Source organism: Rheinheimera sp., from assembly GCF_030690345.1.
Taxonomy (GTDB): Bacteria; Pseudomonadota; Gammaproteobacteria; order Enterobacterales; family Alteromonadaceae; genus Alishewanella.
The window spans coordinates 904,222-924,150 of sequence record NZ_JAUYGV010000001.1; the positions used below are offsets into that span (position 1 = coordinate 904,222).

Sequence of the window (19,929 nt, forward strand, 5' to 3'; positions counted from 1 at the left end):
GTAAAGCAACAGACCCAACTTATGGCAGGCAATAAAATTTCATTGGCCGACTGGCAGGCCCAACTTAAGCCGCAAGGCAGTACTACTGATGCAAAAACGGCAGTAAAAGACGATGCCAATTTGGTGTACAGCACCGACAGCGGAAAAATCAGCGCTAAGCCCCCCGCTAAAGCAGTGGCAGAAGCGTTTGCTGATGGTGCTGTGCGCATAAGGCGCGAAACTAAAGGCCGCGGTGGTAAGGCAGTGCTGACTATCAGCGGTATTGCTAAACCACATGATGAGCTGGTGCTGCTGGCGGCGAAACTGAAAAAGAAATGTGCCTGTGGTGGCGCGGTAAAAGACGGCGTGATTGAAATTCAGGGTGATAAGCGCGAGCTGGTAGAGCAGTTGCTGCAAGCTGAGGGCTTTAAAACCAAATGGGCCGGTGGTTGATGCTACATCCTGAACGTCAAACACCTGCGCAGTAAAGCCGAACCGGTTTGCTCACGCTAACACGCCGTAAACCCATCCCTGGGGGCTCGTCTCAGCCCGTTCGGGGCTTCAACGGTTAGCTTAGAGCAAACCGGTTCTCTATATCAGTATTGTTGAATAAAACCTTACTTCACCGCTTCACGGTTATACGGCTGGCCAAAAACGCCGTTAAAAAAGCTGTCTTTTAGCCAGTATGGCCGCTGTTCAGTATTAGCCACATCCAGCGCAATATTAAAGTTAATATCGGCAAATACCGCACCGGCATCATAACGGATAGCGCCGTAATCCTTGATCAAGCTTGGAATATCATCCGACGGCTTATGGTAATGCTTGGCAAAAAAGCTGCCCCAAACTTTACCGCCATCCTGGTTTGGATCTTTCGATTTAAAACCGGTCATTAAAAACACCGCCGGCACACCCTTTTTCACCAGTGTATAGTGATCTGAGCGGGTAAAAATTGCCTGCTCCGGCATAGGGTCGGCACTCAGGGCTATGCCTTCTTTAGCGGCGGCTTGTTCAACCACCTTGCCAAGCGACGAATGGTTAGCACCAAAGGCAATCATATCGGCAAACGGATACAATAATACCGGCATATCCAGGTTAACGTTGGCTACCAGTTTATCAATCGGCCGCGTCGGGTTATTGGCAAAGTAATCAGCACCGAGCAGACCTTTTTCTTCACCGGTTACCACCACAAACAAGACAGAACGTTTGGGTTTCTCCGGTAACTGAGCGAACAAGCGCGCGGTTTCCAGCAGTATGGCGACACCGGCTGCGTTATCCATAGCGCCGTTGTTTATTTTATCGTCGTTACGTAAGTCGTTGCTGTAACCTATATGATCAGAGTGCGCGGTAACCACCACATACTCATCTTTTAATACCGGGTCAGAACCTTCCAGCACTGCTATCACATTCGGGCTGGAGATATCTTCATGGCTGCTGTTACGGCTTAAGGTAGCCGATACACCAAGCTCAAAGCCTACAGGGCTTTGCTGGTTGTCTAACTGGGTAAAAATATCCGCCAGCGACGTGGCAGCGTTGCTGAATAAAGCCGCAGCAGCCTCATGATGTACATAGGCGCCGCCTTTTAAATTCGGATAACTGTCAGCCGGTGTGCCGGTCGCATCTAACCATTCCATCGAAGGCGTATTTAAATACAGCAGGCTGCTGGCATAGGGCCGCACTTTTTCCTGCTGCGGGGTATGCACGGTAATAATGCCCACAGCACCGCGCTCTGCCGCCAATTTAGTTTTCAGGCTGCTTAAATGCGCCGCTTCCTCACTTGGCAAGCTGTCCGGCCGGCCGGTTAACAGCACAACAATTTTGCCCGACACATCCAGCCCGGCATAATCATCCAGACCGAACTCTTTTGATACCAGACCATAGCCGGCAAACACCAGCGACGCGGTAACTTTAGTTTCGGCAAATTGCATGCTCGGGCCGGTGAAAAAGGCTTTCGGATAGCTCAGCTCAGTGTTTTTGCCATCTGCATGCAAGGTAAACTTAGCGCTGTCCTGCGCCAGCCGCGCTTTACGCAGTGGTACGCGCTGCAAATAGCTGCCGTTATCGCCGGCCGGTTTCAGGCCTAAAGCCTGCAGTTGCGTCGCAATATATAACGAGGCAATTTCGTGCTCGTTGCTGCCGGTTTCCCGCCCAGCCAACGCATCAGCGGCCAGAAACTGCATATGTGCTTCTATCGCCTGTGCATTGGCGGTAGAAACAGTAGCGCCTGGTTTGGATGCAGTGGTGCCGGCGCAGCCGACGATAACAGTGAAGGCCAGAGCGCCCGCGATTAGGTTTTTCTTCATTGGTTTTCCTTAAAAACAGCAGTGCCAGCACTAAAGCTGGCACTGACATTACGGCAACAGCTTAACCTTAGTTTATCCGCTGCTGATATTTATCGTGCAGTTGCTTATGGCGGTTGTTTAAATCTACCGCGCGGCCGTCAATCCACAGATGGGTTACCTTATGGCTCAGATAGTCGAAGATATCGCCTTCAGACACCACCAGGCTGGCCGCTTTACCCACCTCTATACTGCCAATTTTATCGGCAACACCGGCAATTTGCGCGGCATTAATGGTAACAGAACGTAACGCTTGCTCCGGCGTTAAGCCATAACTGATAGCCTGGCCGGCAGCAAACACCAGGTTGCGCGTATCCCAATAGCCGTCCAGCGACAACGCATACTGCACGCCGGCATCCTGCAGAGTTTTCGGCGCTATAAACGCCTGGCTGTAGTTCTCGTCAGTGCGGCTGGGTAAACCGTAAGGAGCGGTATAAATTACCGCAACCTTAGCGGCCGCCAGTTCATCGGCCATGCGCCAGCTGTCGCGACCACCAACAATGGTCAGTTGCAGGGCGTACTCTTTGGCCAATAACATCGCCTGACGTATTTGCCGCTCGTCATCGGCATGCACAAACAGCGGCCGCTTGCCACTAAACACGGTCAGCATTTCATGCCAGCGCGAGTCTACGCCTTTGTTTAAACCTGCTTGTTCAGCGTCATAATAGGCTTTGGCGTTTTTGAAGTATTGCTGCAGTTTCTCCAGCTGTTCAGCATTGGCTTTACGTACTTCGTCAGCCGGTTTCGGGTTCCAGCGCGAGCCCAGTGTACTGGCGTTAGGCCAACGTACGTGTAAGCCGGTGCCATCAGCTACTACCGCGTCCTGATAATTCCACGCGTCCAGTTGCATTAAGCTTGATTGCCCCATCAGCATGCTGCCTGCCGGGTACACCATGCTGTAGGCAAAGCCGTTGCTGCGAATGGTCGGGATCACCTCAGAGTCGGCGTTGTACGCTAGCTTGGCTTTAATATCCGGGTTAGTTTGTGTCACCTCGGTTGAGTCATCGGTTGACCGTACCGCTTCAATTTCAATTAAGCCCAGCTGGTTCGCCAGCGCGATTAAGCCGGGATACAAATGCTTGCCATCCAGCGCCAACACAGTAGCGCCCTGCGGTGCAGTTAAATCCTTACCTACGGCAGCAATTTTACCCTCCACGATTAATACATCGCTGTCGGCTTTAACGCCGTCGGTTACGGTGTGTATCGTCAGGCCGGTTAATAACAGCGGCGCAGTTTGGGCTTTGCCGGGCACCATATCGTGTGCCATGGCAGTAGTGGCGCTCAGGTTGGCGGCTAAGGCAGCCAACAGGCTTAAACAGGTTTTGCTAAATTTCATGCTGCAGCTCCTTAGTGGCTATGGTTGTGGTTATGGGCCTGGCCGTGAATATGGCTACCGATATTCCACCAGTCGCCCTGATCTTCACAGTGCCACTCGGGTTCATCTTGTTTATAAGCGTCTTTATCACCGGCTTTGGCTTTATCACCGGCGCTCAGCACTTTTTGCACCAGGGCCGCTTTCTCGCTTTCCAGTTGCTGCTGCAGCTGCTTATCAGTATCGATATCAAAGTACTTGGTACCGTCAATCCAGGTTTGTTGTGCCTGGCTGTATACCGATAACGGGTGAGTATTCCACAACACAAAGTCCGCTTGTTTACCGGCTTTGATTGAGCCGGTTACGCTGTCTATTTTCAGCTGCATTGCCGGATTAATAGTCACCATTTTCAGCGCGTCGTGCTCATCCATACCACAGTACATTACCGATTTGGCCGCTTCCTGATTCAGGCGGCGCTGTAAGCCGGCATCATCCGAGTTAATACTGACGTTCATACCCTGCTCTGCCATTAAACAGGCATTGGTCGGGATAGCATCCTGCACTTCCATCTTATAGGCCCACCAGTCAGCAAAGGTTGATGCACTGGCGCCATGGGCCTGCATCTCTTTTGCCGTTTTATAACCTTCCAGAATGTGAGTAAAGGTGGTGATGTTAAAGCCCATCTCATCGGCCAGCTCTATCAGCATCAGAATTTCTGACGCCACATAAGAGTGAGTATGAATAAAGCGCTGTTTATCCAGAATCTCTACCAGGGCCTCTAAACGATAGTCGATGCGCGGTGCCGCTACCTGTTCACGCTGGCGCTTCGACAGCTTGTTGTACGAGGCCAGTTTGGCTTTGTACTCTTTTGCTGCGACAAAGGCATCACGGATAGTGGTTTCAACGCCGATACGGGTTTGCGGATAACGCTCGGTAAAGGCATCGCCCCAGTTTGACTGCTTAACGTTTTCACCCAGTGCAAATTTAATGCTCGGTGGCGCCGCTTGCATTTTCAGGCCTGAGGCATTTTCGCCCCAACGGAACTGAATAACCTGCGCCTGGCCGCCAATCGGGTTGGCACTGCCGTGCAACAGTTGCGCGGTAGTAGTACCACCGGCTAAACCACGGTACAGGTTAATATCCTCCGGGTTTAACACATCACCAATGCGCACTTCAGAGGTTACCGCATCGGTACCTTCGTTAACGCCGGCTTCAATCGCCACATGCGAATGTTCGTCAATAATGCCCGGTGTCAGGTGCATACCTGTGGCGTCAATCACATCAAAGCCGCGTGGCGTGCTTAAGTTTTTACCAATCTTGTCGAACTTGCCGTTACGCACAAGCACATCAGTATTTTGCAGCACACCGTCTTTTTCTGCCGTCCATACCGTAGCATTTTTAATATGCACGTTTTGCTGTTTGGCTAAGGCAGGTAAGCCGTAGGCGCGGTTAGGAAAGGTTAACTGCGATATAAAGCTGATATCGGCTTTAGCCTCTGCCGCCGCATTTTTGCTATCCGCAGCCAGTGCCTGGCGCTGTGCGCTTGCCACTTCAGTGCGGCCGCTTAATTGCCACTTACCGCTTAACTGATTGTCCAGCAGCTGGCCGCTAAACTGCGCTACTTGCTTATCCCCGGTCAGCTCAAACAGGTTCAGGTTAAACTGCAGTTGCTGCTGCTGGCTGTGCACGTGTTCAAGCTTAACCGCTTTGGCATCAGCTGCACCGGCCAGTAACACCGCACTGCCGCTGAGTTTATCAGCCTCACCCTTCAGGGTAATCTGCAGCGCTTTACCGGCAACAGCTAACTGATAATCACCGGCAAATTCAACCGGTGTCACGCTTTTAATACTGTGTTGTTGGCCGCGTACCCAGGTCGCAACAATTTCGCCGTCGGCGAATAAATCGCCACTGGCCAGCACTAAGTCGGCCTGATAACCCGGCGCAATTTTACCCAGTTTATCCGCTACACCGGCAATGCCGGCAGGCACTGTGGTTAACGCTGCCAAAGCGGTGTCGGCAGACAACCCGTGCTGTACGGCTTTGCGCAAATTAGGCCAAAAATCTTTTTTGTCTTTTAACTTAAAGGTGGTCAGCGCAAAAGGCACTCCGGCTTTAGCCAGGGCTGCCGCATTAGCCGGCGCCCGTTCCCAATGGCGCAGATCCGCCAGATTCACATCCAGTTGGTCGGATAGCTGCTGCACTGCCGGCGCGGCAGGGAAATTCAGTGGCAGGATCAGCTTGCGGTCCATCGCTTTAACCGCGTCCAGTTGCACATATTCGTAGCCCGAGCCCACCATAGCAGCATTAGCCAGGCTGAATTCGTTTAACAGCAGGTGCGCGCGTAACAGGGATCTGTCGTCTGATGTTTCAAAAATCGTGCCCTGCTGCCCGATATTGCTCAAGCTTTGCAGTGCGGCGTTAAATTCAACCGGCTGGTTAAAATAACGCACATCGGTTTTGCCATAAGCCTGGTTATACCAATTAGCATCACTTAAGGTTTGGCGAATAAGCGCCATACTGCCCATTAATGATGACGGGTAGCTTTGTTTAGACGTGCCTTTACTAAAGGCCATAAACTGTGGCCCGGCAGCATTTAACACCAGCTCGTTTGGCAAGCCGTCGCCTAAGGCACTGACAAAGGCCCGGCCACGGAAAATACCGTCAAACCGCGCCGACTGCGCGGCAGTAAAGCCCAGCTTGCGCAACTCTTCTGCTGCTTTGGCATCAGGTTTAAATTCGTTTACCCAGCTCAGCTCGGCATGAATAGCGGCATTATTAGCATTGCCGCCCTTGCGCTCATTTTGATATACCGGCGCATCGCGGTAACTGCCGGGTTTTGCCGGCTTAGCTGCTGCAATGCCGTACTGGGTATAAGGGTCAATAAAACCCGGATACAAGGTGTAACGGCTGGCGTCAATTTGCTGATAACCGGCCGGCACACTCACTTTAGTGCCTACAGCGCTGATACGGCCATCCGCTATTAATACGGTGGCATTTTCCAGCTTTTTGCCGGGTTCGGTATACACAGTAGCACCGGTTAAGGCGATTAAATTAGGGGTTTTATCCTGGATACCTTGCAAAGGCGAAGTTTGATCGGCGTGGCTGCTCGCAGCAAAAACCGTCAACAGCGCTGTGCTTAACAGCGACAAACGGGCTTGAGTCATAACATGTTCCTGAATTAAGAGTTAACAACGTAGTTCAGCCGGCTCAACTCCTGCTCCGCTAACGGCATGCTGAAGTAGTATCCCTGAACCAGGTAGCAAGCATTTTTTCTTAAAAATTCAACTTGTTCGGCAGTTTCTACCCCTTCAGCCACTACGCGCAGATTCATTTTCTGCGCCATGGCTATAATCGCCGCGACAATATCCATGTCGTTACGATCATCCGGGATATCTTTGACGAACGAGCGATCTATTTTCAGCTCGTCTACCGGGAAACGCTTTAAATAACTAAGCGAAGAATAGCCTGTACCAAAGTCATCAATAGATAAAGACACACCGAGACGCTTTAACTGATTTAATTGGTTAATAGCCGCATCGGTATCACCCATCAGCATACTTTCGGTAATTTCAAAGATTAAACATTTAGGATTGGCGCCGGTGCGCAATAAAATCCGTTCAACAATTTCCGGCAAATTATCATCATTAAATTGCCGCACGGATAGATTAATCGACAAAGTAATATTATGGCCGCGGCTATGTTGGCGTGACAAAAAGCGGCAGGCTTCCCAAATAATCCACTCGCCTATTTGTACAATCAGCCCGGTGCTTTCCGCAACAGAAATAAACCGCAGCGGCGGTACCAGGGTGTTATCCGGCCGCAGCCAGCGCAGCAAGGTTTCATAGCCGATAATAGTGTTGTCGCGGATATCTACTTTCGGCTGGTAATACAGCAGGAACTGATGCTCACGAATAGCTTCGCGCAGCTGATTTTCAATTAACAGCCGCTCATTGGCCGCTTCATTTAAGTCAGGGCTGAAAAAGTGGAACATGTTTTTGCCACGGGCCTTGGCTTCATACATGGCCAAATCGGCATGTTTGAGCAACAGCTCTTCTTCGGAAGCGTCTTCCGGCGCCACGGTAATACCAATACTGGCGCTGATTGACACTTCATGGTTACCCAGCTTTACCGGGGCGGCAAACGCCTGTTGCAGGTTAGCGGCAATGGTAGACGCCTGGCCGCGGTCTTTAATGCCGCTTAAAATAACGGCAAATTCATCGCCGCCCAACCTGGCGATAGTGTCTTCTTCGCGTAAGCGGCTGATTAAACGCTTGGCCACTTCTTTTAATAATTCATCACCGGCATCGTGGCCCAGGGTATCATTTATGCGTTTAAATTCGTCTAAATCAAAATACAACAAGGCAAAGCTGTAATAGCCACGGTGCGACATGGCAATAGCTTTGCGAAGCTGATCGCGAAAGTAGCTGCGGTTCGCCAGCCCGGTTAACACGTCATAGTACGCCAGCTGCTCCATCTTTTTCTGGCTTTGCTTGATAAACGAGATGTCCTGCATGGCGCATACATAGTTGCTGATATCGCCTTTTTCATCACGTATCGGCGCTATTGCCAGCGACACCCACAGCTGACGTTCCTGATGCTGCAACAACATATCACCGCGCCAATGCTGACGCTCGCTCAGGGTTTCGGCAATTTCTTCACCGACGTGATGCATTTCTTCCGCAAATAAACTGTGTAACGGCTTTTGTTGCAACTGCTCGGCACTGCTACCGATAATTTCGGTTAAAAACGGATTAATATATTCAATACTAAGAAATTGGTCCGTTATTACTATGCCGGAGCTGGAAAAAGACACGGCTTTACTTAACTTGCGGGCAGAGCGCTCTGCCAGCTCCTTTTCTTCAATACGGGCGTTTAAACCACTAACCAGGCCGGATATCTCATCTGACATACGGCCAAATGCCTGATTTAACAAACCAATTTCATCGGCTTTATGATCAAGCTCTACCTTTTGCAAGTCACCGCGCGACAAACGATAAATAGCCGCCGACAAGCGGTTTACCCGCTTGAGTACAAATTGATAAATCACCAGTTGCAGCAACAACGCGACTAACAGCGCTACCAGTACAAAAACCACCAGCAGTTTGCTGCGAAATTCACTTAACGATGCCTTTACCACCGCTTTGTCAATATATACCGCTACGTGCCAGTTAATCCGCTCGACTAATGCCGCTGACACCAGTTGCTGCGGAATGGCTTTTGACAGCTGCGACAGCTGATTAGGGCTAGCCGCCGCCTGCTGTGCAAACTGCTGTAACACCTTGTTATCCAGCGTTACGCCGCTATAACGGGTGTTCATCGGCACATTTTCGGCGATACTTTGCTGGCGCAAGCCAATAATCATACCCTGATGGTCAAACAAAAAGGCCTTGCTGTGATACTGGCCAGGTCCGGAGTGCGGCAAACCTGCCAGAATATCATCCAACACAAAATCGCTACCGGTAACGCCGATAAACTCATCGTTGATATACAACGGAATAATTAAGCTGGTCATCCACTTTTGCCAGATGCTGTCATAGTACAGCGGTGTCCAGCGTGGCTGTCTGGCGGGGTTTTGCTCCGGGGTGGCAACTTGGTAAAACAGGTCTTTAGAAAAGTCGTGCCCGGCTTCTACCTGCAATGCCCAATCACCGGGCGCAATGCGGATAAACTGCTCTTTAGAGATAAAATAGAAATTAAAAAAATCCTGCAGCAGTAACGGCGACAGTTGTTGCCATAAAGTAGCAGTGTGTTCAAACAGGGCTGAGGTGCGACTGTTGTAATTTGTTGCGGCAACAAAGGCGGCGGAATATTGATCCTGGGCACGGATACTGCCATCTGCCGAGGCCGTTAAACGCTTTGGCGCCGTTAGCTTAGCGCGCGCCAAACTGCGGCTGACGATCTGGTTAGCCGCTATGGCTTTTTGTTCTTTTTGCAGAAAGTTGTCGTTCAGTTGCGCCGCATAACGAATGGCATTTTGCTCAACGACCTGTCGTTGCTGGTCCAGCGCTATCTTTTCCTGCAGTAACACCACCACATAGCCGATACTAAACCCGGCAGCGACAATTGCCAGGAATACCACCAGCGCAAATTTACGACCCAGTGAATCCCGTCCTGATGGTTTGGTAAAATTAGCGTCCTTCACTCACTCTGCCTGATTGCTTGGTAGTTATTCATTATTGGCAAGATATCGCTTTCTGTTAAGATACGACAGCTTCATTATTGCATGTAAATTCATCAAAAGAGAATGACACAATGAAAAAACCCCTGTTAGCTGCAGTTTTATTATCCCTGATTTCAGGGGCCGCCTATGCCGGTAGTGCCTTTAGCGACGCCAAAGACAGCGTGACCTATCGTCAGGCAGCATTTCAATTGATCCGGCATAATATGGCGGATATCGCCGATATGCTAAAAGGTGAAGTAAGCTATGACGCCGCACGTGTAACCAGCCGTGCCAGCGCCCTTGCCACCTTAACCACACTGCCGTGGGAAGCCTTTACCGTACCGGGTACCGAACAAGGCGGCGGCGATGCAAAAGCAGAGATTTGGCAAAACCTGCAGGATTTTAACAATCGCGCCGATAAACTGGCTACCGATGCCCTGGCCTTAAAAGCCGCTGCCGACAGCGGTGAGCAAGCCGAAATACGCAAAGCGTTCGGTACTTTTGCCCGCAACTGTAAAGCCTGCCACGACGACTACAAAAACTAACAGCCGTTGGCGCTGCTTACAGCAGCGCCATTAGCTTATTGCCCTGCCAGTAGTACAACAGGGCCAACAGCGCAGCAAACAACAGAAAAAACCACGCACTGTTTTTCAGCTGCAGCGGTGTACTTTGCGCCTTATGATCTTTACCGCTAAACATCACCAGCAACACATTATGCACCCGCACACTGTGCCACAGCGCCGCCGCTATATGCACCGCAATGGCGGCCAGCAAAATATTGATATTTATTTTGTGAATATCAGAGGCCAGATCAACCCAGCTGGCCGGTAACAGGCTTACCAACGGGCCGTCACTCATATAGCTGTTATCAAAGGTCGCCAACCCGGTCAGCAACTGCAGCAGAGTTAAGCCTAACAGCAGCACTATCATATAAAACGAAGCCGGATTATGGCCATTAACCGGCTGCGGCCGGCGTAAATAACGCACGGTAGCAACGGGCGTGGCGGCAAAGCGGCTAAACCTGGCTGTACTGCTGCCCATTACACCCCAAACAAGGCGTGCCACAACTAACGCCAGTAACGTATATGCCAGCAACTGATGCTGTGCGGTTAACCCCTCTTCGCCGGTATACCAAAGCCCGGCTATCAACAGTAACTGGCTCCAGTGAAAAAACCGTACAGCCAGATCCCACACCTTTACTTTTTGTGACATTACGCTTTGTCTCCGTTATGCTAAGTTTTTGATTTTATACCAGAGAAGCAAAAAGATGAATTGGTGGAAATGGATAATCGGCGTAACAGCGCTATTAGCCGCACTGCTGGCAATCAGCCTTTATACCCTGTTGTATCTGAGTTTACCGCAGTACGACGGCGAACACGCTACGTCGATAAGCAGCACCGCCAGGTTAGAGCGGGACGCCGGCGGCTATCTGAGTATTCAAGCTGCCAGCCGCAATGATGCCGCCTATGCACTTGGCTTTGCTCATGCTCAGGAGCGTTTTTTTCAAATGGATTTGCTGCGCCGCAATGCCGCCGGCGAATTAGCGGCCCTGTTTGGTGAACGCGCCCTGGATGCCGATAAAGCCCTGCGCCGTCATCGTTTCCGTTTTCGCGCTGAGCAGGCGTTAGCCCGGCTGTCTGCAGCAGAGCAACAATTGTTGGCGCACTATAGCCGCGGCGTAAACGAAGGCATAGCAACACTTACCCTGCCCCCTTTTGAATATCTGCTGCTGCGCCAAACCCCACAGCCATGGCAGCCGGCAGATTCGTTTTTGATCATATACAGCATGTATCTGGACTTACAGGGCAAGCTGGGTAAAGACGATTACGCCATGACAGTGCTGCAACAAGCGCTGCCAGCACAGTGGTATAGCTTTTTACAACAACACAGTGATATCTGGCAGGCTGCACTCGACGGCACTGCAACTGACGCCGTTGCCATGCCGGACCAGCCCTATCCGCAAGCGCTACGTGAGCAAACCACAGCTTGTCAGGCCTGTGCTGTTAAAGACGCTACTGATATTGGTAGTAATAACTTTGCGGTGGCGGGCAGTTTAACCAGTCATGGCAGTGCCATTTTAGCCGATGATATGCACTTGAGCATTCGCGTGCCCGGCACCTGGTACAAAGCGCAACTTAACTGGCGAAACAAGGGTAAGCTGCACACTGTTACCGGCCTGACACTCGCCGGTGCCCCGGCGGTGGTGGTTGGCTCTAACGGCAACCTGGCCTGGAGCTTTACCAACAGCACCGCCGATTGGCATGACTTGGTGGCATTGCAATTGTCTGACGATGGCAAACGCTACCTGACACCGGACGGTTGGCAAGCACTGGAATACGTATACGACACCATTAAAGTAGCCGGCATGGCCGACCAACCGGTTGAAATGGCGCAAACCCGTTGGGGGCCGCTGGTACGTTTTGGCGACAGCCCGGCTTATGCTCTGCGCTGGGTAGCGTATGATGATGTCGCGGTAAACTTTAAACTTATGCATATGGAAACTGCCGCTACCGTGCAGCAGGGCGCCGAACTGGCACCACTGGCCGGTATTCCGGCGCAAAACCTGTTGCTGGCCGACAGCAAAGGCAATATCGGTTGGAGCCTTATCGGCCCGGTGCCACAACGCACTGTCGCCGATTGGGACACTGCTCAGGATTGGAGTAGCGGCGAGCAAGGCTGGTTTGGCTACCAAGCACCACAAGCACAGCCGCGATTGCTTAACCCCGACAGCAACAGATTATGGACTGCCAACGCCCGGGTGGTAGGTGGCGACATGTACCAGCAGCTGGGTAACGGCGGTTACGATTTAGGCGCCCGCGGCTGGCAAATTAAGCAAGGCCTTGAGCAGTTGCAGCAGGCTGATGAGCAGGCATTGCATCATATTCAGTTAGACAACCGGGCACTGATGCTACAGCGCTGGCAGCAATTATTGTTGCAACGCTTAGACAGTGATACAGTGCAGCAGCATCAGTTACAATCTTACCGCCAGCATGTATTAACCAGCTCTCAGCGCGCCGCCACCGACGCCGTAGGTTATACCCTGGTACGCGCCTTTCGCCTGCAATTACTGCAACTGCAATTTGCGCCGCTATCAGCGTTACTGGAGCAACACGGCGCCCGCAGCAGCGATTTAAAATATTCCCTGGAAACGCCGCTTTGGGCCATGCTGCAACAACGCCGTACCGACACTCTGCCGGCCAACTTCAGCAGTTGGGATGAGCTGCTGCTAAGCGCCATACTGCAAAGCAAGCAGCAGTTAGAGCAGCAGTACGGCAGCATTAATCAGAGCAACTGGGGCGCGGTGAACCGCGCCAACATTCAACATCCGCTGTCCGCTGCGGTGCCACTGCTTGGCGGTTGGCTGAATATGCCGCAAACAGAGTTGAGCGGCGACAGCCATATGCCACGGGTGCAAAAGCCGGGTTTTGGCCAGTCGCAGCGCATGGTGGTGGCGCCGGGGCAAGAGCACAAAGGTATTTTAACCATACCTGCCGGCCAGTCCGGCCATCCGTTATCGCCATTTTACCGCGCCGATCACCATTACTGGTTAAATGAAGTGGCCTTGCCGTTCTTACCCGGCGAGAAAAAATATCAACTGCTGCTGACACCGCAGGGTTGACTTTAGCCATCCGGACGGATTATGTTAGCAGCCATGAAAACTGTATTTATCGCGCTCAGCTTTTTTAACTTTACCACCCCCAACGGGAGGCGGTGAGCTGCGCGCGCAGTAAAACCTGAAAACCTCCCCCGCCGGGAGGTTTTTTTTTGCCTTTTTATGAACCAGACAAAGAGATCATCAACATGGAACTGGACGAAATACGCCACGCGATAAGCGATACCGACCAACAGCTGCTGGGCTTGCTGGCCAAACGCCGGCAACTGGCGCTGGCGGTAGCCGATGCCAAACTGGCACAGAATAAACCGATCCGCGATCAAAAGCGCGAGCAGGAGCTGTTGGTATCCCTTATCGGCCAGGGCAAACCGCTGGGGTTAGACGCCCAGTACGTTACGCGGCTGTACCATGTGATTATTGAAGACTCGGTACTGCAGCAACAGGCAAAAATTCAGGGCCAGCTGAACGGTACCGACAGCCCGGCAGTGCGGGTGGCATTTCTCGGTGGCCAGGGTTCGTACAGTTACTGGGCCACGCAAAAGTACTTTACCCGCCGCGCCGCACGCATTATCGAACAAGGCTGCGACAGCTTTAACGAGATTGTTCAGGCGGTAGAAACCGGCCACGCCGATTACGCCCTGCTGCCAATTGAGAATACTTCATCCGGCAGTATTAACGAAGTTTATGACATACTGCAGCATACGCGCTTGTCTATCGTTGGCGAGCTGACCCACCCTATCGCCCATTGTCTGCTCGGCCTGCCCGGCACCGATTTAACTAAAATCCGCCAGGTGTGTGCCCATCCGCAGGTTATTGCCCAGTGCAGCCAATACCTGCAGGGTTTATCGCAGGTAAAAATTGAATACTGCGACAGCTCATCGGATGCCTTTAACCGCATTAAACAGCAGCAAGACCCAACCGTAGTAGCCATTGGCGGCGAAGAAGGCGGCCAGTTATATGGCCTTGAAGTGCTGACCCGCGACCTGGCCAACCAAAAAGATAACGTCAGCCGCTTTATCGTGGTAGCACGCAAACCGGTAACCGTTGCCAAGGCCCTGCCGGCAAAAACCACTTTTATTATGTACACCGGCCAGCAACCGGGCGCTCTGGTTGATGCGTTATTAGTGCTGAAGCAGCACGGGATCAGCATGGGCAAGCTGGAATCGCGGCCAATTAACGGCAACCCGTGGGAAGAGATGTTTTATGTTGACGTATTCGCCAACCTGAACGACTACGCCATGACCCGCGCCCTGGAAGAGCTGAATAAAATTACCAAATTTATTAAGGTACTCGGCTGTTACCCCAGTGAAGATATCGAGCCAACCCAGGTAACTACCGGCTGATAACGGAGAGTAAGGGGCTTCGGGCCCCTTAATGCGTAATCCAGTAGCGCTGCATTTCAAAAAATAAAAAAGACGCCGACCAGGTAATCAGCACCAACCCGGTTAGCGATTCAATGCCGGTTAAAAAGCGCAAATCGCCCATCGGCACTATGTCACCAAAGCCCACAGTGCTGAACACCGTAGAAGAGAAATACACGCAGTCCATCAGGCTGCCGTTAAAATTACCGGTAAGCTCGCCCCAGCCTTCGGCTTTGTGCATCAGATAATACACCAAAGCAAACAGCCAGATTTCAACCATATGCGCCACTAAAGCACCAAATACGCCGAACACAATTTTATAGCGATGTTTTATCTGCATTTTCGGGATAACTGACGATAAGCGGACTAAAAATTCGTAATGCACCAGCACTGCTGTCGCGACAACCAAACAGTTAATCAGAACGACATAAAACATGTTATACCTCAGTCCGTGACAACCTTAGCCGTTGCCCCATTGCTTACCTGCAACCAGGGCGGATGCGATATTTAACTATAGAAGGTGTCTGCTGATCATGGGTAGCAGCGGAAGCTAATGCAAAGCGCTTTGTAATATGTTTTTGTACCATGCATCACTGTTGTATTTGCCTGGTACTTCTTGTTTAGGAGACCTGAACCTGCGACTTGCGTTGCCAGAATCCCGCAAGTTGCAAAATTTTATCCAGTCTATGTTGCTATCCAAATGTAAATCAAGCGCTTTATCTTGTTGAAATTAAACTGCGTTGCCATTCAACTTGCCGGTCATCGCATATGCGCATATCATATACGCATTAAACACATGGAGACGCCATGATGAACCATGCATATAACACTGCCGCACCGAAAAAGCCGACTAATGTCAGTATTAACAGCGATTTGCTGGAGAAAGCGCGCGGTTTAAATATTAACTTGTCCGCCACGCTGGAGCAGGCGTTAGCTGAGCAATTGCGCAGCGCCCAGCGTGCAAAATGGCTGAGCGAAAATAAAGACGCTATTGCAGCTTACAACCGGTTTGTTGAAACGAACGGTACTTTTAGCGACAGTGTCAGGAAATTTTAATGGCGCAGTTTACCGCTTATGCTAACAGTAACCCAGTTACGCAACAGCAGTATCCGTACTTACTGGATATTCAAAGCGACTTACTAAACGAGCTGAAAACTACAGTGGTGATACCGCTCTCTCCCGCCAAACTGGTTGCTGCTATCAGCCTGAGCCGGCTTAACCCCAGTTTGACACTAAACGGCGAACAACTTATCGCCATGACCCAGGATCTGGCCGGAATTGAGCGCCGCCAGCTCGGCGCTGCAGCAGGTGATTTATCGGCCTATCGAAGTGAAATTATCGCCGCGCTGGATTTTGTTATCTCGGGTATTTGACATCAGTATTAAACCAGCGATTTCTACGGGATATCAGTAGCCTGTACAACTATCTACAGCCCGTTTTTACGCACCTCTATCATATTTTCTCAAATATAGGCTCTATTCATCATACCCGTCATTGTGGGTAATAATTATATCTGAGTAGAATTGGCTTTCGTCAAGAATTCCAGACTCAACTGCTTCGACAAAATCACTTAACGGGATACCGTTAGACTTATACTGCTTCGTAATAGGTCCAATCAGAATAGTATCGTTATATTGGTCCACTTCATCCTCATCAGCACCGTAAGTTACATACTGAACAGTAGTTCCAGACAATGCTTTGAGTAACAAATGAATATTTTTTTGCTTAAACCCTCGCCCAAACATGATTGCGGGTGCAGCTAAATCCGCAGATAAGTATTGGCCGAACTCTCCTGTTACTGGTATTTCTAATTTGTTTAAATTGTTTTTTATCCTTAGATAATCAGCCAGATGAGGATTAATTAATATCTTATAGGGTTTCCAGTCAACTCCTGTATCATTAATTACCTCGGGTTCTTGATCAGCCTCGGAAACTATTGAGGGTATTTTAAGCTTACTTTTTGGGTTACCTGATTTGCTTAGCAGATAATCATGATAATAGGAGTCCTCTTGCATTTCAGGACGAAATTTGGTTTGCAATAGAAAAATCGCGAATAAAAATATAGGGACATTAACGACGGCAGCAATTATCAGTAGTCCCCGAGCCCAAGATAGCTCATCTAAAGAAATAGCTGCCGCTAAAAAACTTCCGTTAACAACTATTAAGCCTACTAACCAAGCTCCAAGAAGTTGAATTGGTTTATTTATTTTGCTTGGATCTATTTTGTTCTTACTGTCCACGTACAATTCCCATGAGGTCAAAATAAAAATAAATTAAAAAAACAGTACGTTTAGATTTATCATGCCATATCAAATCTTTACTTAAATCCAATGATGCGAAAAACCAAAAGGTTATCAACTCATCTTACAACATATTGGTCAGTAAGCTGCGTTCGCGCTATTCAGTCATGTCGCTGTTATCTAATGAATTTGGCCAATTAGCATGTTTATATGCCCATTCCGAACCCACCTCCTGAACAGCATCCCATAACTTATCATTAGCCTTGGATAAACTCTTTTCAACGTAACTACAGACTAACTCAATTGTATCCAAGCAATCGTCACGAGCTTGCTCATCCAAACCATTTGCCGTCGCGCCATATCCCTCAAGCCCGCGGAGCTTCTTTATATTGGGATCAAGCAGAAGAACAATTTTTAGCTGTTCTTCTTGCGCATTTCCACCATGAGCTACTAATTCATGCCTTAACCGCATTAAATGCTCATGGCTTGCCAGCGCTTCGGCGCTGTGGAAAATCTGTTTTGCTTCCAACTTCACACCACGCCCGTTTGCCTGCGTAAAGCACTTCCCATACAACGCCAACGCTCCAAAAAAAAGACCACGGTTACTTATTGAGTCTTCAGGATTCGGCACTATGCGAGAGATAATCTCTCGCACTGCTTTGATATCATTCCAAATGAGGGACAAGCCAGTAACACGCTTAGCTAAAGGTCCTTCCAAAACAACGTATGGGCAAAGCTTCCCATCAATCTGTGGGCTAAATTCAACATTGCGATATCCACGATTTTTCATTATTTTATCCAAACGACCGCTACGGGTATGATCAAACGTAAAACTTATACTTAAGCTAGTGGGAAATTTTTGCTACTAGAAAAGGTTGCATGGTCAAATTAGCTATCAGCTCATTTTAGAAGTTAGATAAAATCAAGATTGCTTCTTTTTATAGCTCAATTACACTTTCATGCTCAAAAACTAAACGCTTGTCAGCAAATGCAGCTACGCTAACTCCCATGGCAAATCACGTCTTCCATTTACAGGCTTGAGAATTCCATCATTTCTCAACTGTTGAGCGGCCCACCGAATATCATATTGCCAAGTATATAAAATATCGCCGGAAGCTTTGAGCTCTGATTCGTGGTTATCCCAAACGTATTTTGAAACTTCACGAGGCCAGCCACTACCACCTCGCTTTTGAAGGCATACAACTATCCATTGTTTCATGCTTTTTCTAGTTGCCATCAAACCCCCCTCATTGAGTAGCTCACAACAGTTTATTCAAAAGTTATAAACCCGCTAGCTCCAAAATTCAATCCAGTCTTGGCTGCTAGCTGTGTGTAAATCAGTTACTTCATTTTTGGAAAATTAGCACGTTGAAACGAATATCCATAATTTAATACGCCCCAACCTCAGCCCTGATACAACTCCAGCGGCAGGCCGTCGGGGTCTTGAAAGAAGGTGAAGGCTTTGTTGGTAAATTCGTCGATGCGGATTGGTTCTACTGCTACACCCTGCGCGGTTAAGTAATCGGCAAATTCTGCAACGCTATCTACCACAAACGCCAGATGGCGTAGGCCTTGCGCTTCGGGTTGGCTTGGCCTTGCTGGCGGGTTGGGAAAGCTGAATAGCTCGATTTGGTTACCGTTTGGCAGGGCTAAATCCAGCTTCCATGAATCACGCTCGCGGCGGTAATTTTCGGCAATAACCGTTAAGCCCAGCAATTGGGTGTAAAACTGCTTTGAGCGGGCGTAATCACTACAAATTATCGCCACATGATGAATGGCGCTAAGGGTTGGTCGTGGCATAAAAAAGCCCTGATATTCTGACACAGCAAGCTAAGGCCCTGAGTGTATCAGAGCAGCTTTTGCAGCTCATCCTTTAACTCTTTATCTTGTGTCGATGCCAGCAGCGGTTTTAAAATCTCTTCTGCTTTAGCCTGTTGCTGCTGCGCTATATATAACTGGCCCAAACGCAATTTGGCCCAATCGATATTATCGGCTGCCGGCTGCTGCGCAAGAAACTGCTGCAAAGCCGCAATGCCTTTATCCACAGCCAGTTTGCCTTTTACTGCCGAGCGGCCAATTTGGTACAACGCCTGAGCTTTAGCTTCGGCGGCCTCGTCGTCGCTTGCCGGCATGGTCAGAGCCTGTTCAAACAGTACCATCGCTTTGGCATGCTCATCAGCACGTGAAAACGCAACACCGCGCTGCAGGTAGGTTTCCGGCCGCTGCGTTAGCAATTTATCTTTGGCTAAAAGTGCATTAAAGGTGGCATCGTTCTGTAAATCAGAGGCATTTAGCTCCAGCAGTGCCCCTTGTAGCGGCTCTATTTGCTTTAAGCGCGCAGCCAGTTGCAACGCTTTATCTTTATCGCCGCCGGCAATGCCTGGTGCCTGAGCCAGAAAGCTGCCCAGCGCTATATAGCTGCGCGGGTTTTGTGGCGCCAGCTCAAGCGCGGTTTCGTAGGCGTTTTTGCAACGCTTGGCATAACCCAGCGCACTGAACATACTGGCAGAAGATGCCAGATTACAGCTTACCGTGGCATACCAGTGCTGGTAATCTGCGTTATTGCTGTCAAGCTTCACCGCTTTTTCCAGCAAATCCTCGGCTTTATCGGCGTTGTTTATCAACGCCTCGGTTTGCCCCAGCAAAGCCAGCAACCGGGCATCTTTGGTTTTTTTAGTCACCATAGGGCTTAGCAAAGCTTGTGCTGCTTGCATATCACCGGCTTGCCATAAGGCTTTAACCTGTGTAGTGAGGGAACTGGTGTCGGCCAGCGACGCTGCACTCATTAACAGCACCGGCAGCATAAGCCCCGCAAGCAAGGTAGGTTTGAACATAATAATTTCCATAGTGCGCCTAAGATGATTAGCACTATAGAGTAGTGACGTGCGCTAACACCATAGGCCAGAAGTAACAAAATGTTACTCTGCA

General features: G+C 50.0%; 17 protein-coding genes. 6 read left to right on the forward strand and 11 right to left on the reverse strand.

Annotated features, from left to right (window positions below):
- Window positions 1-21 precede the first annotated feature (21 nt).
- The gene (locus Q8O77_RS04330) at window positions 22-432 is read left to right on the forward strand and encodes a translation initiation factor (protein ID WP_371133435.1); all 411 of its coding nucleotides are present in this window, start codon (window positions 22-24) and stop codon (window positions 430-432) included.
- Window positions 433-596: 164 nt separating this feature from the next.
- On the opposite strand, the gene Q8O77_RS04335 is transcribed toward Q8O77_RS04330, so the two are convergent.
- From Q8O77_RS04335 to Q8O77_RS04350, 4 genes are all read right to left on the reverse strand, one after another.
- Window positions 597-2,279, reverse strand: a complete 1,683-nt coding sequence (locus Q8O77_RS04335) for a M28 family metallopeptidase (RefSeq protein WP_305551639.1) — start codon at window positions 2,277-2,279, stop codon at window positions 597-599.
- A 67-nt stretch (window positions 2,280-2,346) separates the two neighbouring features.
- Complete coding sequence (locus tag Q8O77_RS04340) at window positions 2,347-3,651, reverse strand: amidohydrolase family protein (protein WP_305551640.1); 1,305 nt, start codon at window positions 3,649-3,651, stop codon at window positions 2,347-2,349.
- Window positions 3,652-3,662: 11 nt separating this feature from the next.
- On the reverse strand, window positions 3,663-6,791 hold the full coding sequence (locus Q8O77_RS04345) for an amidohydrolase family protein (RefSeq protein ID WP_305551641.1): 3,129 nt from the start codon (window positions 6,789-6,791) through the stop codon (window positions 3,663-3,665).
- Between the two features lie 14 nt (window positions 6,792-6,805).
- The gene (locus Q8O77_RS04350) at window positions 6,806-9,769 is read right to left on the reverse strand and encodes an EAL domain-containing protein (protein ID WP_305551642.1); all 2,964 of its coding nucleotides are present in this window, start codon (window positions 9,767-9,769) and stop codon (window positions 6,806-6,808) included.
- 110 nt (window positions 9,770-9,879) lie between these two features.
- On the opposite strand from Q8O77_RS04350, the gene Q8O77_RS04355 reads away from it, so the two are divergent.
- Entirely contained in the window at window positions 9,880-10,332 is a 453-nt protein-coding gene (locus tag Q8O77_RS04355; protein WP_305551643.1) for a cytochrome c, read from the forward strand.
- A gap of 16 nt (window positions 10,333-10,348) precedes the next feature.
- Here the strand turns inward: Q8O77_RS04355 and Q8O77_RS04360 are convergent, their stop codons facing one another.
- Window positions 10,349-10,999 carry a cytochrome b/b6 domain-containing protein gene (locus Q8O77_RS04360; RefSeq protein WP_305551644.1) on the reverse strand — a complete coding sequence of 217 codons (651 nt, stop codon included), beginning with the start codon at window positions 10,997-10,999 and terminating at the stop codon, window positions 10,349-10,351.
- Window positions 11,000-11,054: 55 nt separating this feature from the next.
- On the opposite strand from Q8O77_RS04360, the gene Q8O77_RS04365 reads away from it, so the two are divergent.
- Both Q8O77_RS04365 and Q8O77_RS04370 read left to right on the forward strand, forming a co-directional pair.
- Entirely contained in the window at window positions 11,055-13,406 is a 2,352-nt protein-coding gene (locus tag Q8O77_RS04365; RefSeq protein ID WP_305551645.1) for a penicillin acylase family protein, read from the forward strand.
- 146 nt (window positions 13,407-13,552) lie between these two features.
- Window positions 13,553-14,743: a chorismate mutase gene (locus Q8O77_RS04370; protein WP_305551646.1), complete on the forward strand. Its 1,191-nt coding sequence runs from the start codon at window positions 13,553-13,555 to the stop codon at window positions 14,741-14,743.
- Window positions 14,744-14,771: 28 nt separating this feature from the next.
- On the opposite strand, the gene Q8O77_RS04375 is transcribed toward Q8O77_RS04370, so the two are convergent.
- Window positions 14,772-15,197 carry a potassium channel family protein gene (locus tag Q8O77_RS04375; protein WP_305551647.1) on the reverse strand — a complete coding sequence of 142 codons (426 nt, stop codon included), beginning with the start codon at window positions 15,195-15,197 and terminating at the stop codon, window positions 14,772-14,774.
- Between the two features lie 371 nt (window positions 15,198-15,568).
- Between Q8O77_RS04375 and Q8O77_RS04380 the strand changes: the two genes are divergently transcribed.
- Window positions 15,569-15,817, forward strand: a complete 249-nt coding sequence (locus Q8O77_RS04380; RefSeq protein ID WP_371133436.1) for a type II toxin-antitoxin system CcdA family antitoxin — start codon at window positions 15,569-15,571, stop codon at window positions 15,815-15,817.
- On the forward strand, window positions 15,817-16,134 hold the full coding sequence (locus Q8O77_RS04385) for a CcdB family protein (RefSeq protein WP_305551648.1): 318 nt from the start codon (window positions 15,817-15,819) through the stop codon (window positions 16,132-16,134). The genes Q8O77_RS04380 and Q8O77_RS04385 overlap by 1 nt, the downstream gene beginning before the upstream one ends.
- A gap of 102 nt (window positions 16,135-16,236) precedes the next feature.
- On the opposite strand, the gene Q8O77_RS04390 is transcribed toward Q8O77_RS04385, so the two are convergent.
- From Q8O77_RS04390 to Q8O77_RS04410, 5 genes are all read right to left on the reverse strand, one after another.
- The gene (locus Q8O77_RS04390; RefSeq protein WP_305551649.1) at window positions 16,237-17,001 is read right to left on the reverse strand and encodes a hypothetical protein; all 765 of its coding nucleotides are present in this window, start codon (window positions 16,999-17,001) and stop codon (window positions 16,237-16,239) included.
- A gap of 157 nt (window positions 17,002-17,158) precedes the next feature.
- Window positions 17,159-17,791 carry a hypothetical protein gene (locus tag Q8O77_RS04395; protein ID WP_305551650.1) on the reverse strand — a complete coding sequence of 211 codons (633 nt, stop codon included), beginning with the start codon at window positions 17,789-17,791 and terminating at the stop codon, window positions 17,159-17,161.
- A 204-nt stretch (window positions 17,792-17,995) separates the two neighbouring features.
- Complete coding sequence (locus Q8O77_RS04400) at window positions 17,996-18,238, reverse strand: hypothetical protein (RefSeq protein ID WP_305551651.1); 243 nt, start codon at window positions 18,236-18,238, stop codon at window positions 17,996-17,998.
- A 167-nt stretch (window positions 18,239-18,405) separates the two neighbouring features.
- Entirely contained in the window at window positions 18,406-18,801 is a 396-nt protein-coding gene (locus tag Q8O77_RS04405; RefSeq protein ID WP_305551652.1) for a VOC family protein, read from the reverse strand.
- A 47-nt stretch (window positions 18,802-18,848) separates the two neighbouring features.
- Entirely contained in the window at window positions 18,849-19,835 is a 987-nt protein-coding gene (locus tag Q8O77_RS04410) for a lipopolysaccharide assembly protein LapB (protein ID WP_305551653.1), read from the reverse strand.
- Window positions 19,836-19,929 lie beyond the last annotated feature (94 nt).

What these genes read in the sequence shown, in the direction of transcription:
- Q8O77_RS04330 (WP_371133435.1), top strand. Translation starts at nt 22, where the DNA reads ATGGCAGGCAATAAAATTTCATTGGCCGACTGGCAGGCCCAACTTAAG.
- Q8O77_RS04335 (WP_305551639.1), bottom strand. Translation starts at nt 2,279, where the DNA reads ATGAAGAAAAACCTAATCGCGGGCGCTCTGGCCTTCACTGTTATCGTC.
- Q8O77_RS04340 (WP_305551640.1), bottom strand. Translation starts at nt 3,651, where the DNA reads ATGAAATTTAGCAAAACCTGTTTAAGCCTGTTGGCTGCCTTAGCCGCC.
- Q8O77_RS04345 (WP_305551641.1), bottom strand. Translation starts at nt 6,791, where the DNA reads ATGACTCAAGCCCGTTTGTCGCTGTTAAGCACAGCGCTGTTGACGGTT.
- Q8O77_RS04355 (WP_305551643.1), top strand. Translation starts at nt 9,880, where the DNA reads ATGAAAAAACCCCTGTTAGCTGCAGTTTTATTATCCCTGATTTCAGGG.
- Q8O77_RS04360 (WP_305551644.1), bottom strand. Translation starts at nt 10,999, where the DNA reads ATGTCACAAAAAGTAAAGGTGTGGGATCTGGCTGTACGGTTTTTTCAC.
- Q8O77_RS04365 (WP_305551645.1), top strand. Translation starts at nt 11,055, where the DNA reads ATGAATTGGTGGAAATGGATAATCGGCGTAACAGCGCTATTAGCCGCA.
- Q8O77_RS04375 (WP_305551647.1), bottom strand. Translation starts at nt 15,197, where the DNA reads ATGTTTTATGTCGTTCTGATTAACTGTTTGGTTGTCGCGACAGCAGTG.
- Q8O77_RS04380 (WP_371133436.1), top strand. Translation starts at nt 15,569, where the DNA reads ATGATGAACCATGCATATAACACTGCCGCACCGAAAAAGCCGACTAAT.
- Q8O77_RS04385 (WP_305551648.1), top strand. Translation starts at nt 15,817, where the DNA reads ATGGCGCAGTTTACCGCTTATGCTAACAGTAACCCAGTTACGCAACAG.
- Q8O77_RS04395 (WP_305551650.1), bottom strand. Translation starts at nt 17,791, where the DNA reads ATGAAAAATCGTGGATATCGCAATGTTGAATTTAGCCCACAGATTGAT.
- Q8O77_RS04400 (WP_305551651.1), bottom strand. Translation starts at nt 18,238, where the DNA reads ATGGCAACTAGAAAAAGCATGAAACAATGGATAGTTGTATGCCTTCAA.
- Q8O77_RS04405 (WP_305551652.1), bottom strand. Translation starts at nt 18,801, where the DNA reads ATGCCACGACCAACCCTTAGCGCCATTCATCATGTGGCGATAATTTGT.
- Q8O77_RS04410 (WP_305551653.1), bottom strand. Translation starts at nt 19,835, where the DNA reads ATGTTCAAACCTACCTTGCTTGCGGGGCTTATGCTGCCGGTGCTGTTA.